The following is a 16140-nucleotide window of genomic DNA, read 5'->3' on the forward strand; positions in this document are numbered from 1 at the left end:
AGCTCGAGCCTTCGCTACTTGGCCTTTTCCAGGATCTCCACGATCCGCCAACGCTTGGTGGCGCTCAGCGGCCGGGTCTCCATGATGAGAACCCGGTCACCGGTGCCAGCGGCGTTCTGCTCGTCGTGCACCTTCAGCTTGCTCGTACGGCGCATGATCTTGCCGTACAGAGCGTGCCGAACCCGGTCCTCGACCTCGACCACGACGGTCTTGTCCATCTTGTCGCTGACCACCAGGCCCTCACGGACCTTGCGGCGGGACCGCGCGGTGGCGGTGGCGGTGTCTTCGGTCATGATGCAGTCACCTCAGTCGGCGCGGCCGAGAGCCCCAGCTCGCGCTCGCGCATGATCGTGTAGATCCGGGCGATCTCCCGACGGATGACCTGCAACCGCCGGTTGTTGTCCAGCTGCCCGGTTGCGGCCTGCACGCGGAGGTTGAACAGCTCCGCCTTGGCCTCCCGCAGCTTCGTGACCAGCTCCTCTTCGGAGAGCTCACGCAGCTCGGTCGCCTTAACGCCCGCTGCCATCAGGATTCACCCACTTCGCGCGTAACAATGCGGCACTTCATCGGGAGCTTGTGGATCGCGCGACGCATGGCCTCTCGCGCGGTCTGCTCGTTGGGGAAGGACATCTCGAAGAGAACCCGCCCCGGCTTGACGTTGGCGACCCACCACTCGGGCGAACCCTTACCGGAACCCATCCGGGTCTCGGCAGGCTTCTTGGTGAGGGCCTGGTCCGGGAAGATCGTGATCCAGACCTTGCCACCACGCTTGATGTGGCGAGTCATCGCGATACGTGCCGACTCGATCTGCCGGTTCGTCACGTACGCCGGCTCGAGAGCCTGGATCCCGAACTCGCCGAACACCACCCGGTTACCACCCTTGGACGCGCCACTGCGGTCCGGGTGGTGCGGCTTGCGGAAGCCCTTCGGGGGCTTGCGCGGCATCAGCATCTGTCAGCCCTCCTGCTGCGTTTCTGCCGGAGCAGCAGTGGCGGCGACAGCTGCGCTGTCGACCGGCTCGCCGCTCGGCGTCTCGGCCTGCTGCGCGATGGTGGTCGCAGCAGCCCGACCGGCCTCGGTGCCACCAGCCGTGGTGCCGGACGAACCCGACCGGCCACGGCGCGGACGCTCGGGACGGTCGCCGCGCTCACCACGACGCGGGCGGGACGGACCGGCCTCGGCCGGAGCTTCCCGGCCCGGGACGGCGTCGCCCTTGTAGATCCAGACCTTCACACCGATCCGACCGAACGTGGTACGGGCCTCGAAGAAGCCGTACTCGATGTTGGCCCGCAGCGTGTGCAGCGGAACCCGGCCCTCACGGTAGAACTCGGTCCGGCTCATCTCGGCGCCGCCGAGGCGACCCGAGACCTGAACCCGGATGCCCTTGCAGACCGGGTTCTTCATCGCCGACTGCATGGCCTTGCGCATCGCCCGACGGAAGCTGACCCGGCTGGACAGCTGCTCGGCCACGCCCTGCGCGACCAGCTGAGCGTCCGACTCGGGGTTCTTCACCTCGATGATGTTCAGCTGAACCTGCTTGCCGGTGAGCTTCTCAAGCTCGCCGCGGATCCGGTCGGCCTCCGCACCCTTACGGCCGATGACAATGCCCGGCCGGGCGGTGTGGATGTCGACCCGGACCCGGTCGCGGGTGCGCTCGATGTCGACCTTGGAAATCCCGGCACGCTCGAGGCCCTTGGACATCATGCGGCGGATCTTGACATCCTCGCCGATGTAGTCCTTGTAGAGCTTGTCCGCGAACCAGCGGGACTTCCAGTCGGTCGAGATGCCGAGCCGGAACCCAGTGGGGTGAACCTTCTGACCCATTACTCGGCGTCCTCCGTCTTGCTCTGCGCTTCGGCCGGTGCGGCCTCCGTGGCCGGGGCGGCCTTCTTCGCCGCGGCCTTCCTCGGCGCTGCCGGCGCGACCGCTTCGACCGCCACAGTGATGTGGCAGGTGCGCTTGCGGATTCGGTACGCCCGACCCTGCGCCCGCGGCTGGAACCGCTTCATCGTCGGGCCCTCGTCCACGAAGGCCTCGCTGACGAGCAGCGCGTCGGGGTCCAGCCGCTCGTTGTTCTCCGCGTTGGCGATCGCGCTAGCGAGCACCTTGTACACCTGCTCGCTCGCAGCCTGCGGCGCGAACTGCAGCACCGTGAGCGCCTCCTTCGCGGGCAGGCCGCGGACGAGGTTGACCACCCGGCGCGCCTTCATCGGCGAGATGCGCACGTGCCGCGCAACCGCCCGCGCGCCCGGAAGCACCGGAGCGTCGCCCTTTCCTGGCATCGCTGTAACCCCTTGTTCCCTCTATCCGTATGCCCGCGGCGTCAGCGCCGACGGCTCTTCCGGTCGTCCTTCTCGTGACCCTTGAACGTGCGGGTCAGCGCGAACTCGCCGAGCTTGTGCCCGACCATCGCCTCGGTCACGAACACCGGGACGTGCTTGCGTCCGTCATGCACGGCGATCGTGTGCCCCAGCATCTCGGGGATGATCGTCGAGCGCCGCGACCAGGTCTTGATCACGTTCTTGGAGCCCTTGTCGTTCTGAACTTCCACCTTCTTGAGCAGGTGGTCGTCTACGAACGGGCCCTTCTTCAGGCTGCGAGGCATGTCTTATCTCCCTCAGCCGCGCTTACGCGTGGCGTAGCGGCGGCGGACGATCAGCCGGTCACTCGGCTGGCCCTTACGGCGGGTGCGGCCCTCGGGCTTACCCTGCGGGTTGACCGGGTGGCGACCACCGGAGGTCTTACCCTCACCACCACCGTGCGGGTGGTCGACCGGGTTCATGGCGACACCACGGACGGTCGGGCGCTTGCCCTTCCACCGCATCCGGCCGGCCTTACCCCAGTTGATGTTCGACTGGTCGGCGTTGCCGATCTCGCCGACGCTGGCGCGGCAGCGCACGTCCACCCGCCGGATCTCGCCGGACGGCATACGCAGGGTCGCGTACGCGCCCTCGCGGCCGAGCAGCTGGATGCCGACGCCGGCGGAACGGGCCAGCTTGGCCCCGCCACCCGGACGCAGCTCCACGTTGTGAATCGTGGTACCGACCGGGATGTTGCGCAGCGGCAGGTTGTTACCCGGCTTGATGTCGGCGCCCGGGCCGGACTCGACACGGTCGCCCTGCTTCATGTCCTTCGGCGCGATGATGTACCGCTTCTCGCCGTCGGCGTAGTGCAGCAGCGCGATGCGCGCCGTGCGGTTCGGGTCGTACTCGATGTGAGCGACCTTCGCCGGCACGCCGTCCTTGTCGACCCGCTTGAAGTCGATCAGACGGTACTGACGCTTGTGACCGCCACCGTGGTGCCGCGTGGTGATCCGGCCGTGGGCGTTACGCCCGCCCTTCTTCGGCAACGGAGCCAGCAGCGACTTTTCCGGCGTGGACCGGGTGATCTCGGCGAAGTCAGCGACACTCGAGCCACGTCGGCCCGGCGTCGTCGGCTTGTACTTACGGATAGCCATTGTCTACACCCCTCAGCTGACCGGGCCGCCGAAGGCCTCGATGCGGTCACCGTCAGCCAGCTTCACGATCGCCCGCTTGGTCGCCTTGCGCTGACCGAAGCCGGTCTTGGTGCGCTTGCGCTTACCCTGGCGGTTGAGCGTGTTGACCGTCAGGACGCGGACGTTGAAGATCTGCTGGATAGCGATCTTGATCTCGGTCTTGTTCGCGTCCGGGTGCACCAGGAAGGTGTACCAGTTCCGGTTCAGCTCGCTGTAGCTCTTCTCCGAGACGACCGGCGCCACGATGATGTCGCGCGGGTCGGCGATCGTGCTCACTTGCCACCCTCCTCGGTGGTCTCGGCGGGCACGCCCAGGAACTCGTCCAGGGCGTCCTTGGTGAAGACCACGTCGTCGGCCACGAGCACGTCGTACGTGTTCAGCTGGCCGGACTCGATCAGGTGCACGCGCGGCTCGTTGCGCAGCGACACCCAGTTCAGCTCGTCGGTGCTGCTCAGCACGACCAGGACCCGACGGGCCTCGGTGAGCTTGGTCAGCGTGGCCAGGGCCGCCTTGGTCGACGGCTTCTCGCCCGAGACGAACGCCTCGACGACGTGCACCTGCCCGGCGCGGGCCCGGTCGGAGAGGGCACCCCGCAGAGCGGCGGCCTTCATCTTCTTCGGGGTCCGCTGGCTGTAGTCGCGCGGCACGGGACCGTGCACGACGCCACCGCCGGCGAACTGCGGCGCGCGGATCGAGCCCTGCCGGGCGCGACCGGTGCCCTTCTGCTTGTACGGCTTCTTGCCGCCACCGGCGACCTCGCCGCGGGTCTTGGCCTTGTGCGTGCCCTGTCGGGCCGCCGCGAGCTGGGCCACCACGACCTGGTGCATCAGCGCGACGTTGGCCTGCACGTCGAAGATGTCCTCCGGCAGCTCCACGGAGCCGCTGGTGGTGCCTTCGACGGTGCGCACGTCAACGGTGGTCACTTGGCCGCACCGCCCTTCTTCACCTTGCTCTTGGCCGCGGTACGGACCAGAACGAGCGCGCCCTTGGGACCAGGAATGGCACCCCGGACGAGCAGCAGGTTGTTCTCGGTGTCGACCGCCTGGACGGTGAGGTTCTGCACGGTGTACCGAACGCCACCCATACGACCGGCCATCCGGGTGCCCTTGAAGACACGACCCGGAGTGGCGCAGGCGCCGATGGAACCGGGCGAGCGGTGCTTGCGCTCGACGCCGTGCCCGGCGCCCAGGCCGTGGAAGCCGTGCCGCTTCATCGGGCCGGCGTAGCCCTTGCCCTTGGTCTTGCCGGTGACGTCGATGGTGACGCCGGCCGGGAACTCCTCGACCGTGACTTCCTGGCCGAGCGAGTATTCCCCAGCGTCAGTGGTGCGCAGCTCGACGATGTGCCGGCGCGGCGCCACGTCCGCCTTGGCGTAGTGCCCGCTGATCGGCTTCTTGACCTTGCGCGGGTCGATGGTGCCGTACGCGAGCTGGACCGCGGAGTAACCGTCCTTCTCGGCGCTACGAACCTGGCTGATGACGCACGGGCCGGCCTCGACCACGGTCACGGGAACAACACGGTTGTTCTCCCAGACCTGGGTCATGCCGAGCTTGGCGCCCAGGATCCCCTTGACTTGCCTGTCCATTTGTCCGGTCCCTACAGCTTGATCTCGATGTCGACGCCAGCCGGCAGGTCGAGGCGCATGAGCGAGTCGACCGTCTTCGGGGTCGGGTCGATGATGTCGATCAGCCGCTTGTGCGTGCGCATCTCGAAGTGCTCGCGCGAGTCCTTGTACTTGTGCGGCGAGCGGATAACGCAGAAACGGTTGATCTCCGTGGGCAGCGGCACCGGGCCCGCGACCTGCGCCCCGGTGCGCGTCACCGTCTCGACGATCTTCCGAGCCGAGGAGTCGACGACCTCGTGGTCATAGGCCTTGAGCCGGATGCGGATCTTCTGTCCCGCCATGGTGGCTTCTGTTCCTTCTCTCGATGCCGCTGTGTTGCGGGCGCCTGTACCGGCTGGCACAGGCCCACTTCGCCGACCCCCGCGGTCGGGCGTGTCGCGCCCTCGGGCCGAGCTCCGCCCCTAGGTACCGGAGTGGTGCTGACCGCACGGGGGGTCAAGGCGCCGATCGCATTACCGCGACCTGAACGCCGTGCGAGGGTGGTTGGCGACTGGGCCGCCAACCACCCTACGCTCGACTGCCTCGCCACCCGGAGGTTCAGCGGAAGCCGAACACAGGCGACGAACTGTCGTTACGCAACCTGACTAGTATGCCGCACGACCGGCGGCGGGTCTAATCGGGGTTACCTAGTTCACTTGTTAATCTTGGTGACGAACCCGGCGCCGACGGTGCGGCCACCCTCGCGGATCGCGAACTTGAGGTTCTCCTCCATGGCGATGGGCTGGATCAGCTTCACCGACATGGACGTGTTGTCACCCGGCATGACCATCTCGGTGCCCTCGGGGAGGGTGACGACACCGGTGACGTCAGTGGTCCGGAAGTAGAACTGCGGGCGGTAGTTCTGGAAGAACGGGGTGTGACGGCCACCCTCCTCCTTGGAGAGGATGTAGACCGTCGCCTCGAACTCCGTGTGCGGGGTGTTCGAGCCCGGCTTCACGACGACCATGCCGCGCTCGACCTCGTCGCGCTTGGTACCACGCAGCAGCAGGCCGACGTTCTCGCCTGCGCGGGCGTCGTCCAGGGTCTTCCGGAACATCTCGATCGCGGTGACCTTGGTCTTGAAGCTCTTCTCCTTGATACCGACGAGCTCAACATCCTCGTTCGGCAGGAGAACGCCGCGCTCCACGCGACCGGTGACGACGGTGCCACGACCGGTGATCGTGAAGACGTCCTCAACCGGCATCAGGAACGGCTTGTCAACCTCGCGCTCCGGCTGCGGGATCGAGGTGTCGACAGCGGTCATCAGGTCCAGCAGCTTGCCGGTCCACTCGGGGTCACCCTCGAGGGCCTTCAGCGCCGAAACCCGAACGACCGGCAGGTCGTCACCCGGGTACTCCTGCGAGGAGAGCAGCTCACGGACCTCGAGCTCGACGAGCTCCAGGAGCTCCTCGTCATCGACCATGTCGCTCTTGTTGAGCGCCACGACGATGTACGGCACACCGACCTGACGGGCCAGCAGCACGTGCTCGCGGGTCTGCGGCATCGGGCCGTCGGTCGCCGCGACCACCAGGATCGCGCCGTCCATCTGCGCGGCACCGGTGATCATGTTCTTGATGTAGTCGGCGTGCCCAGGGCAGTCGACGTGCGCGTAGTGCCGCGACTCGGTCTGGTACTCGACGTGCGCGATCGAGATCGTGATGCCGCGGGCCTTCTCCTCCGGCGCCTTGTCGATCTCGTCGAACGGCGTGTAGGGGTTCAGGTCCGGGTACTGGTCGTGCAGGACCTTGGTGATGGCCGCCGTCAGCGTCGTCTTACCGTGGTCGATGTGACCAATGGTGCCGATGTTGACGTGCGGCTTAGTCCGCTCGAACTTAGCCTTCGCCACTGGTGTCCTCCTGTGGACTTCTTGGTTCGTACGCCCGGCGCGCCGGTCGGCGCTTAGGACTCTGTCGACAGCCTTTCCGGCCTGACGGCCGGAGAGCCTTTGTGGGTTCTGCGGCGATGAAGCCTACAGGCCCGGTCTCACGCGATCCGATCGTGGTGGCCGCGGGCGGGTGAAACCTCCCGCGACCAACCACGAATCACCTGCTCAGAGCGCTACTCGCCCGTTGCCTTGGCGATGATCTCCTTCGCGACGCTCTGCGGAACCTCGGCGTAGGAGTCGAACTGCATGCTGTAGCTAGCCCGGCCCTGGGTCTTCGACCGCAGGTCGCCGACGTAGCCGAACATCTCCGACAACGGCACCAGGGCCCGGACGATGCGGGCGCCGCTGCGCTCCTCCATCGCCTGGATGATGCCGCGGCGGGAGTTGAGGTCACCGATGACGTCACCCATGTTCTCCTCAGGAGTGGTGACTTCAACGGCCATCATCGGCTCGAGCAGTGCCGGATCGGCCTTGCGGGCCGCGTCCTTCATCACCATCGAGCCGGCGATCTTGAATGCCATTTCCGACGAGTCGACCTCGTGGTACTGGCCGTCAAGCAGGGTCAGCTTCACGCCGACCAGCGGGAAGCCCGCCAGGATGCCGTACTGCAGCGCGTCCTGCGCACCGGCGTCCACCGAGGGGATGAACTCCCGGGGGATGCGGCCGCCGCTGACGGCGTTGGCGAACTCGTAGGTCGGCGAGTCGTTGTCCAGCGGAAGCGGCTCGACGCTCACGATCACGCGGGCGTACTGGCCGGAACCACCGGTCTGCTTCTTGTGGGTGTACTCGACCTTGTCCACCTTGCGGCGGATGGTCTCGCGGTACGCCACCTGCGGCTTGCCGACGTTCGCCTCGACGTTGAACTCGCGGCGCATCCGGTCGACCAGGATGTCCAGGTGCAGCTCACCCATGCCGGAGATGACCGTCTGACCGGTCTCCTCGTCCAGCTGGACGCGGAAGGTCGGGTCCTCCTCGGCCAGGCGCTGGATGGCCGTGCCCAGCTTCTCCTGGTCGGACTTGGTCTTCGGCTCGATCGCCACCGAGATGACCGGCTCCGGGAAGGTCATCGACTCCAGGATCACCGGGTTCGCCGGGTCGGAGAGAGTGTCGCCGGTGGTGGTCTGCTTGAGACCCTGCACGGCGATGATGTCGCCGGCCTGCGCCGACGGACGCTCTTCCCGCTTGTTGGCGTGCATCTGGTAGATCTTGCCGATCCGCTCCTTGCGGTCCTTGGTGGAGTTGACCACCTGGGAACCGGAATCGAGCGTGCCGGAGTAGACCCGCACGTAGGTGAGCTTGCCCAGGTGCTTGTCCGTCTGGATCTTGAAGGCCAGGCCGGAGAAGGGCTCCGAGTTGGACGGCTTACGCAGCAGCGGGGTCTCGCCGTCGGTGGCCGTACCCTCGATCGCCGGAACGTCCAGCGGCGACGGCAGGAAGTCGACCACGGCGTCGAGCATGGGCTGAACGCCCTTGTTCTTGAACGCCGAGCCGCAGAGCACCGGGTTGGCCTTGCCGGCGATGGTGGCACGCCGGATGGCGGCCTTGATCTCCTCGACGGAGATCTCCTCGCCCTCCAGGTACTTCTCCATCACCGAGTCGTCGACGTCGGCCAGGGTCTCCATCAGCTTCTCGCGCCACTCGGCCGCGGAGTCGGCCAGCTCGGCCGGGATCTCCTCAACCGCGTAGTCCTCACCCTTCTGGGTCTCCCCGCGCCAGGTGAGCGCGCGCATGCCGATCAGGTCGACGACACCGATGTGGTCACCCTCGAGCCCGATCGGGATCTGGAGCACCAGCGGGGTGGCGTTCAGCCGGTCGATCATCATCTGCACGCAGCGGAAGAAGTCGGCGCCGGTCCGGTCGAGCTTGTTGACGAAGCACATACGCGGGACGTTGTACTTGTCGGCCTGCCGCCAGACGTTCTCCGTCTGCGGTTCCACGCCGGCGACACCGTCGTAAACCGCGACCGCACCATCCAGGACCCGCAGCGACCGCTCGACCTCGACCGTGAAGTCGACGTGGCCAGGCGTGTCGATGATCTGGATCGTGTGGTCTTTCCACTCACACTTGGTAGCAGCGGAGGTGATGGTGATACCACGCTCCTGCTCCTGCTCCATCCAGTCCATGACGGCAGCGCCCTCGTGGACCTCACCGATCTTGTACGTGATGCCGGTGTAGAACAGGATTCGCTCGGTGGTCGTGGTCTTACCGGCATCGATGTGCGCCATGATGCCGATGTTGCGTACCTTGGCGAGCGCGTCTGCGGCGGCCACTTCAATCCCTACTTATCGTCGTCTCGACTCAACTGGTGGCGGTTCCGGCGCCCGAAGGCGCCGGAACCAGGGTGTTACCAGCGGTAGTGCGCGAAGGCCTTGTTCGACTCGGCCATCTTGTGCGTGTCCTCGCGCCGCTTGACGGCGGCACCGAGGCCGTTGCTCGCGTCCAGCAGCTCGTTCATCAGCCGCTCGACCATGGTCTTCTCGCGCCGGGCGCGGGAGTACGTGACCAGCCAGCGCAGGCCCAGGGTGGTCGCCCGGGTCGGGCGGACCTCGACCGGAACCTGGTAGGTGGCGCCACCGACACGACGGCTGCGCACCTCGAGGGTCGGCTTGACGTTGTCCATCGCCCGCTTGAGGGTGACGACCGGGTCGGTGCCGGACTTCTCGCGGCAGCCCTCGAGGGCCGCGTACACGATGGACTCGGCGAGCTGACGCTTGCCGCGGAGCAGGATCTTGTTCACCAGCTGGGTGACCAGCGGCGAGTTGTACACCGGGTCAGCGACCAGTGGCCGCCGCGGAGCGGGTCCCTTACGCGGCATGTCAGCTCTTCTCCTTCTTCGCGCCGTAACGGCTGCGCGCCTGCTTGCGGTTGCGGACACCCTGGGTGTCCAGCGAGCCGCGAACGATCTTGTAACGCACGCCGGGGAGGTCCTTCACCCGGCCGCCGCGAACGAGCACGATCGAGTGCTCCTGCAGGTTGTGACCGACGCCGGGGATGTAGGCGGTCACCTCGATCTGGCTGCTGAGCTTCACGCGAGCGACCTTGCGCAGCGCCGAGTTCGGCTTCTTCGGGGTGGTGGTGTACACGCGGGTGCACACGCCGCGCCGCTGAGGGGAACCCTTCAGCGCCGGGGTCTTGGTCTTGGTCGTCTTCGCCTGGCGGCCCTTTCGGACCAGCTGCTGGATCGTGGGCACCGGGTTTCTCCGCTCCCTTCGGCCGCATCCGCGGCCGCGCCGTCTGCTCGTTAGCCGGCCTGATGACCGGCTCTCCTACATTCCGACCAGGGTCGCCTTGCGGAGACCCCGGCACCCGCGGTCGGGCGTGTCGCCCTCGTCACGGCCCCGTTGCGACGCTCTCGCGTTCGTACCGGGTTTTGTCACCGGCGCGCGGGTCGCCCCGCCCCGGATCTTTGGCTTGTCGTGCCGCCGCCCGTTAGCCGGAAACAGCGCACGCACGAGTTGCCCGGGCATGCCCGGGCACAAGGGGAAAGAGTACCTACCACAACCGCCCAGGTCAAAACGGAATGGCCCGGCGACTGTCTCACACCCGCCGGCCGGATCTCGTCCTGCCCTGTCGCCCGCGATGGGCACCTACGAATACAAGTGTACCGGCTTCCCCGCAGAAGCACCCATCGCCCCCGGGGTGACCGGAAGCCTTCCGCGGAAAACCCCCGTCAGGTGCCGGATCTATCGGTGAAGACCCTCACGTCAGGGCGAGGAGCAGGGCAAGACCCAGGCCCAGCAGGCTGAGCAGAGCCCCCGCCGCGCCGCAGCTGATCCCGGCCATCGCCAACCCGCGGCCGGTGAACTGGACCGCGGAGGGCGCGGTCGGCCGCCGGATCTGCCTCCGTGCGAGCAGCCCGATGACGACCGCCGCCCCGCCGGCCAGCACACCCAGCGCGGCGAACGCCCCGGAGGCCCAGGCCCCGCCGTCGTTCTTGAAAGCCACTCCGAAGCAGATCACCAGCAGTGAGACCAGAAGTGACGCGATGCCCGCCACCAGCGCCCCGATGGCCAGGCCGGAGGTGACCGGTGCCACGTCCAGGTGCACCACGCCGAACGGCGTACCCGAAACCGCCTCCACCCGCTTCGGCGGCCGGCGTTGGTCGTCGGTGGGCGGCGGTACCGAACGCCCGGGCATGCCACCCCACCCGGGGCCGTGCCCCGGCGGCGGCGGACCCCACCCGGGCGGCGCCCCGGGCCCGGACGACGGCGGACCCCAGCCGTACGGCGCAGGCTGCCCAGAAGAGGGTGGACCCCACCCGGGCGGCACACTCGGCCCAGACGACGACGGACCCCACCCAGGCGGCACAGTCGGCCCAGACGAGGGCGGCCCCCAGCCGTACGGCACTCCCGGTCCAGCCGCTGGCGGGCCCCAGCCCGGCGGCACGCCCGGCCCGGAGGTGGGCGGGCCCCAGCCCTGCGGCGTCGAGGTCGGTGCGCTGGAGACCGGGTACGGCTGGTCGGAGCCGGGCGTCGCGGTCGTGCCCCAGCCGTTCGGGCCCGAACCGGGGGGCGGCGCCGCAGGGGACGGCGGGCCCGGGGTGGACACCGGTGGGTGCGGCTCGCCGTTCGGACCGGGTCGCGCCCAGTCACTCGGCGGAGATGGCGGAGCCGACGGGTCCGGCGGGCCGGCCGGTTCGTCCGCAGGGGGCCGCGCCGGTTCCGTCACGAGGTCCTCCTGTCGAAAGGCCGCCACCGCCACACGGTGGACACCGGCCAGGCTACCGCCGCGAGCACCGCCGCCCGCGCCGGGCGCGGCCACCGGTGGCTCAGTCCATGTTCGCCGGGTAGTCGTGGCCGAACGGGGCACCGGCCAACCGGACCACCCCGATGACCACCGCGGCCACCACGCTGACCGCGACCAGCACCAGGCCGGTCCAGGCCATCCACTCCCCCCGTCGCAGCCAGGCGCCGCCGGTCAGGAAACCCCCCGAGGCGTACGCCTCGCGGCGCGCCTGCCGGGCCAGTTGCAGGGCCACAGTGGCCGGCACCACGCCACCGATGAACAGCCCGGTCAGCATGCCGAGCAGGCCCAGCGCGAAGACCGCCCGTGCCTTCGTGGCTCGGGCCGGGTCCGGGTCCAGCGGGTGGCGCACGCCCTGCTGGGCGACGGACACCTGCCCGGGTGCGGTCATCATCCCCCCATCATGCCGAACCCGGCCCGGGGGTGGGTGGGCACGGACACGACGAGGCCCCCGGCTTTCACCGGGGGCCTCGTCGTGTGACTGGTGCTTAGCGGTACGACCCGAAGTCGAAGTCGTCCAGCGGCACGGCCTGCCCGCTGGCCGGCCCGAACCCGTAGTCGGTCTCCGGGTAACCGGTCATCGAGTAGACCTTGGCCTTGGCCTCCTCGGTCGGCTCCACCCGGACGTTGCGGTACTTGCTGATGCCCGTACCGGCCGGGATGAGCTTTCCGATGATCACGTTCTCCTTGAGGCCGACCAGCGAGTCGCTGCGCGAGTTGATCGCAGCGTCGGTCAGCACCCGGGTGGTCTCCTGGAAGGAGGCCGCCGAGAGCCAGGAGTCGGTGGCCAGCGAGGCCTTGGTGATACCCATCAGCACCGGACGACCAGCGGCGGGCTCGCCGCCCTCCGAGACGAGCCGGCGGTTCTCCGACTCGAACAGCGCCCGGTCGACGAGCACACCCGGCAGGAACTCGGTCGAGCCGGAGTCGATGACCGTCACCCGCTTTAGCATCTGGCGGATGATGATCTCGATGTGCTTGTCGTGGATGAGCACACCCTGCGAGCGGTAGACCTCCTGGACCTCACTGGTCAGGTGGACCTGGACCGCCCGCGGACCCATGATCCGCAGCAGCTCGTGCGGGTCGATGGTGCCCTCGGTCAGCTTCTCGCCGACCGCGACGTGACCGCCGTCGTGGGTACGGAGCTTGACCCGCTTCGAGATCTTGTCGTAGACGATCTCTTCGCTGCCGTCGTCCGGCACCACGATGATCTTGCGCGAGCGCTCGCCATCCTCGATCCGGATCCGACCGGGGGTGTCAGCGATGGGCGCCTTACCCTTCGGGACCCGAGCCTCGAAGATTTCCTGAACACGCGGCAGACCCTGGGTGATGTCCTCACCCGCGACACCACCGGTGTGGAAGGTACGCATCGTCAGCTGCGTACCGGGCTCACCGATGGACTGGGCGGCGATGATGCCGACCGCCTCGCCGATGTCGACCGACTTACCGGTCGGCAGCGACCGGCCGTAGCAGGCCGCGCAGACGCCCAGCTTCGACTCGCAGGTGAGCACGCTGCGCACCCGGACGGTCTCCACACCAGCGGCGACGATCTTGTCGACCCCGATGGAGTTGATGTCCTGACCGCGCTCGGCGACCACGGTGCCGTCCGGCCCCTTGATGTCGTCCGCGAGGGTCCGGGCGTGCACGCTGGTCTCGGCGTGGGTGTGGACGACGAGCTTGCCGTCCAGCTTCTCGCCGATCTGCATCGGGATCGCCCGGTCGGTGCCGCAGTCCTCTTCGCGGATGATGACGTCCTGCGAGACGTCCACCAGACGACGGGTCAGGTAACCCGAGTCGGCGGTACGAAGCGCGGTGTCGGCGAGACCCTTACGGGCACCGTGCGTGGAGATGAAGTACTCCAGCACGGACAGACCCTCCCGGTAGCTGGCCTTGATCGGCCGCGGGATGATCTCGCCCTTGGGGTTGGCCACCAGACCACGGATCGCCGCGATCTGCCGGAGCTGGAGCAGGTTACCGCGAGCACCCGAGTTGATCATCTTCCACAGCGGGTTCTCCTGCGGCAGCGCGGTGTCCATCTCCTTGGCGACCTCGTTGGTCGCCTTGGTCCAGATCTCGATGAGCTCGCCGCGACGCTCCTCGGCGGTCATCAGACCACGCTGGTACTGCTTGTCGATCTGGTCGGCGTCCTTCTCGTACTTCGCCAGGATCTCCGCCTTGCGCGGCGGAGCGATGACGTCCTCCATGCCGATCGTCACGCCGGACCAGGTGGCCCAGTGGAAACCGGCCTCCTTGAGCCCGTCCAGGGTGGCGGCCAGCGCCACCTTGGGGAAGCGCTCGGCGAGGTCGTTGACGATCGCGGAGAGCTGCCCCTTGCGGATCTCGTAGTTCACGAAGCGGTAGCCCTGCGGCAGCGTCTCGTTGAACAGCACCCGACCCAGCGTGGTCTCCACGGTCAGCGGGTCACCCTCGACCCAGCCCTCCGGGGCGCTCCACGCCTCGGAGCCGTTGCCGTTGTCGACACCGACCACGCCACGCAGGCGGATCTTCACCGGCGCCTGCAGGTGCAGCTCGCCGTTGTCGAAGGCCATCCGCGCCTCGGCGTCCGAGCTGAACGCCCGGCCCTCGCCCTTCTCACCGGCGGTGAGGTGGGTGAGGTGGTACAGACCGATGACCATGTCCTGGGTAGGCATGGTGACCGGCTTACCGTCGGCCGGCTTGAGGATGTTGTTCGACGACAGCATCAGGATCCGCGCCTCGGCCTGAGCCTCGGCGGACAGCGGCACGTGCACCGCCATCTGGTCACCATCGAAGTCGGCGTTGAACGCGGTGCAGACCAGCGGGTGGATCTGGATCGCCTTGCCCTCGACCAGCTGCGGCTCGAAGGCCTGGATGCCCAGGCGGTGCAGGGTCGGCGCCCGGTTGAGCAGCACCGGGTGCTCGCCGATGACCTCTTCCAGCACGTCCCACACGACCGGGCGCTGACGCTCGACCATCCGCTTGGCGGACTTGATGTTCTGTGCGTGGTTGAGGTCGACCAGCCGCTTCATCACGAAGGGCTTGAACAGCTCCAGCGCCATCTGCTTGGGCAGACCGCACTGGTGCAGCTTGAGCTTCGGGCCGACCACGATGACCGAACGGCCGGAGTAGTCGACGCGCTTGCCCAGCAGGTTCTGGCGGAACCGGCCCTGCTTGCCCTTGAGCATGTCGGACAGCGACTTGAGCGGGCGGTTACCCGGGCCGGTGACCGGCCGGCCGCGACGGCCGTTGTCGAACAGCGCGTCGACGGCCTCCTGGAGCATCCGCTTCTCGTTGTTGACGATGATCTCGGGCGCGCCGAGGTCGATCAGCCGCTTGAGGCGGTTGTTCCGGTTGATCACGCGGCGGTACAGGTCGTTCAGGTCGGAGGTCGCGAAGCGGCCACCGTCGAGCTGCACCATCGGGCGCAGGTCCGGCGGGATGACCGGGACGCAGTCCAGCACCATGCCGAGCGGCGAGTTGCGGGTGTTCAGGAACGCCGCGACGACCTTGAGTCGCTTGAGCGCCCGGATCTTCCGCTGGCCCTTGCCGGACCGGATGGTCTCCCGCAGGCTCTCGGCCTCGGCGTCGAGGTCCATGTTCTGGACCAGCGCCTTGATCGCCTCGGCGCCCATGGAACCGGTGAAGTACTCACCGAACCGGTCGCGCAGCTCGCGGTAGAGCAGCTCGTCGGTGACCAGCTGCTTCGGCTCCAGCTTGCGGAAGGTGTCCAGCACCTCGTCCAGGCGGTCGATCTCGCGCTGGGCCCGGTCGCGGATCTGGCGCATCTCGCGCTCTCCGCCCTCCTTGACCTTGCGCCGGACGTCCGCCTTGGCACCCTCGGCCTCCAGCTCGGCCAGGTCGGCCTCGAGCTTGGCGGCCCGCTTCTCGATCTCCGAGTCGCGGCTGTTCTCGGACTGCCGCTTCTCGGCCAGGATCTCGTTCTCGATCGTCGAGAGGTCACGGTGACGCGACTCGGCGTCAACGCTCGTCACGACGTACGAGGCGAAGTAAATGATCTTTTCGAGGTCCTTGGGAGCGAGGTCCAGCAGGTAACCCAGCCGGCTCGGAACGCCCTTGAAGTACCAGATGTGGGTCACCGGAGCGGCGAGCTCGATGTGCCCCATCCGCTCACGACGGACCTTGGAGCGAGTCACCTCGACGCCGCAGCGCTCACAGATGATGCCCTTGAACCGGACGCGCTTGTACTTACCGCAGTAGCACTCCCAGTCCCGCTGCGGACCGAAGATCTTCTCGCAGAAGAGCCCGTCCTTTTCCGGCTTCAGGGTGCGGTAGTTGATCGTCTCAGGCTTCTTGACCTCGCCGTGCGACCACTGACGGATGTCGTCGGCGGTGGCGAGACCAATGCGCAGCTCGTCGAAGAAGTTGACGTCGAGCACTATGTCCCCTATGTCGTCGTCTGTACTGCTAATTCTC

The 16140-nt window shown here is 67.7% G+C and carries 18 protein-coding genes; all 18 read right to left on the reverse strand.

Features of this window, described 5'->3' with window-relative positions; translation table 11 throughout:
- Positions 1 to 14: 14 nt before the first annotated feature.
- The 18 genes from rpsQ to GUI43_RS15840 all read right to left on the reverse strand — a co-directional run bounded on the left by rpsQ (position 15) and on the right by GUI43_RS15840 (position 16103).
- Positions 15 to 293, reverse strand: a complete 279-nt coding sequence (gene rpsQ / locus GUI43_RS15755) for a 30S ribosomal protein S17 (RefSeq protein WP_112584814.1) — start codon at positions 291 to 293, stop codon at positions 15 to 17.
- Entirely contained in the window at positions 290 to 526 is a 237-nt protein-coding gene (gene rpmC, locus GUI43_RS15760; protein WP_007465283.1) for a 50S ribosomal protein L29, read from the reverse strand. The genes rpsQ and rpmC overlap by 4 nt, the downstream gene beginning before the upstream one ends.
- The gene (gene rplP / locus GUI43_RS15765) at positions 526 to 951 is read right to left on the reverse strand and encodes a 50S ribosomal protein L16 (protein ID WP_053653940.1); all 426 of its coding nucleotides are present in this window, start codon (positions 949 to 951) and stop codon (positions 526 to 528) included. Before rplP ends, rpmC begins: the two co-directional genes overlap by 1 nt.
- A 3-nt stretch (positions 952 to 954) precedes the next feature.
- Complete coding sequence (gene rpsC / locus GUI43_RS15770; RefSeq protein WP_091402401.1) at positions 955 to 1824, reverse strand: 30S ribosomal protein S3; 870 nt, start codon at positions 1822 to 1824, stop codon at positions 955 to 957.
- Entirely contained in the window at positions 1824 to 2282 is a 459-nt protein-coding gene (rplV, locus tag GUI43_RS15775; protein WP_007465297.1) for a 50S ribosomal protein L22, read from the reverse strand. Before rplV ends, rpsC begins: the two co-directional genes overlap by 1 nt.
- A gap of 41 nt (positions 2283 to 2323) precedes the next feature.
- Entirely contained in the window at positions 2324 to 2605 is a 282-nt protein-coding gene (gene rpsS, locus GUI43_RS15780; RefSeq protein ID WP_007465299.1) for a 30S ribosomal protein S19, read from the reverse strand.
- A gap of 12 nt (positions 2606 to 2617) precedes the next feature.
- A complete protein-coding gene (gene rplB / locus GUI43_RS15785) occupies positions 2618 to 3457 on the reverse strand; it encodes a 50S ribosomal protein L2 (RefSeq protein WP_088950237.1) in 840 nt (279 codons plus the stop codon).
- A gap of 12 nt (positions 3458 to 3469) precedes the next feature.
- Positions 3470 to 3772 carry a 50S ribosomal protein L23 gene (rplW, locus tag GUI43_RS15790; RefSeq protein ID WP_007465304.1) on the reverse strand — a complete coding sequence of 101 codons (303 nt, stop codon included), beginning with the start codon at positions 3770 to 3772 and terminating at the stop codon, positions 3470 to 3472.
- Complete coding sequence (rplD, locus tag GUI43_RS15795) at positions 3769 to 4419, reverse strand: 50S ribosomal protein L4 (protein ID WP_030489587.1); 651 nt, start codon at positions 4417 to 4419, stop codon at positions 3769 to 3771. The genes rplW and rplD overlap by 4 nt, the downstream gene beginning before the upstream one ends.
- Positions 4416 to 5081 carry a 50S ribosomal protein L3 gene (rplC, locus tag GUI43_RS15800; RefSeq protein ID WP_091402403.1) on the reverse strand — a complete coding sequence of 222 codons (666 nt, stop codon included), beginning with the start codon at positions 5079 to 5081 and terminating at the stop codon, positions 4416 to 4418. Before rplC ends, rplD begins: the two co-directional genes overlap by 4 nt.
- Before the next feature lie 11 nt (positions 5082 to 5092).
- Positions 5093 to 5401 carry a 30S ribosomal protein S10 gene (gene rpsJ / locus GUI43_RS15805; protein ID WP_007073037.1) on the reverse strand — a complete coding sequence of 103 codons (309 nt, stop codon included), beginning with the start codon at positions 5399 to 5401 and terminating at the stop codon, positions 5093 to 5095.
- A 350-nt stretch (positions 5402 to 5751) separates the two neighbouring features.
- A complete protein-coding gene (gene tuf / locus GUI43_RS15810; RefSeq protein ID WP_030489585.1) occupies positions 5752 to 6945 on the reverse strand; it encodes an elongation factor Tu in 1194 nt (397 codons plus the stop codon).
- A gap of 212 nt (positions 6946 to 7157) precedes the next feature.
- Positions 7158 to 9254 carry an elongation factor G gene (fusA, locus tag GUI43_RS15815; protein WP_112699135.1) on the reverse strand — a complete coding sequence of 699 codons (2097 nt, stop codon included), beginning with the start codon at positions 9252 to 9254 and terminating at the stop codon, positions 7158 to 7160.
- Between the two features lie 74 nt (positions 9255 to 9328).
- Positions 9329 to 9799 carry a 30S ribosomal protein S7 gene (rpsG, locus tag GUI43_RS15820; protein WP_007465317.1) on the reverse strand — a complete coding sequence of 157 codons (471 nt, stop codon included), beginning with the start codon at positions 9797 to 9799 and terminating at the stop codon, positions 9329 to 9331.
- A gap of 1 nt (position 9800) precedes the next feature.
- Positions 9801 to 10175, reverse strand: a complete 375-nt coding sequence (rpsL, locus tag GUI43_RS15825; protein ID WP_007465318.1) for a 30S ribosomal protein S12 — start codon at positions 10173 to 10175, stop codon at positions 9801 to 9803.
- A 508-nt stretch (positions 10176 to 10683) separates the two neighbouring features.
- Positions 10684 to 11064: a hypothetical protein gene (locus GUI43_RS15830; protein ID WP_091402407.1), complete on the reverse strand. Its 381-nt coding sequence runs from the start codon at positions 11062 to 11064 to the stop codon at positions 10684 to 10686.
- 688 nt (positions 11065 to 11752) lie between these two features.
- Complete coding sequence (locus tag GUI43_RS15835; protein ID WP_112584810.1) at positions 11753 to 12121, reverse strand: hypothetical protein; 369 nt, start codon at positions 12119 to 12121, stop codon at positions 11753 to 11755.
- Between the two features lie 94 nt (positions 12122 to 12215).
- Positions 12216 to 16103 (reverse strand): DNA-directed RNA polymerase subunit beta', encoded by a 3888-nt coding sequence (locus GUI43_RS15840; RefSeq protein WP_091402411.1) that lies wholly within the window; start codon positions 16101 to 16103, stop codon positions 12216 to 12218.
- Positions 16104 to 16140 lie beyond the last annotated feature (37 nt).

The sequence above is a fragment of the Micromonospora noduli genome (assembly GCF_003264365.1).
GTDB lineage: Bacteria > Actinomycetota > Actinomycetes > Mycobacteriales > Micromonosporaceae > Micromonospora > Micromonospora noduli.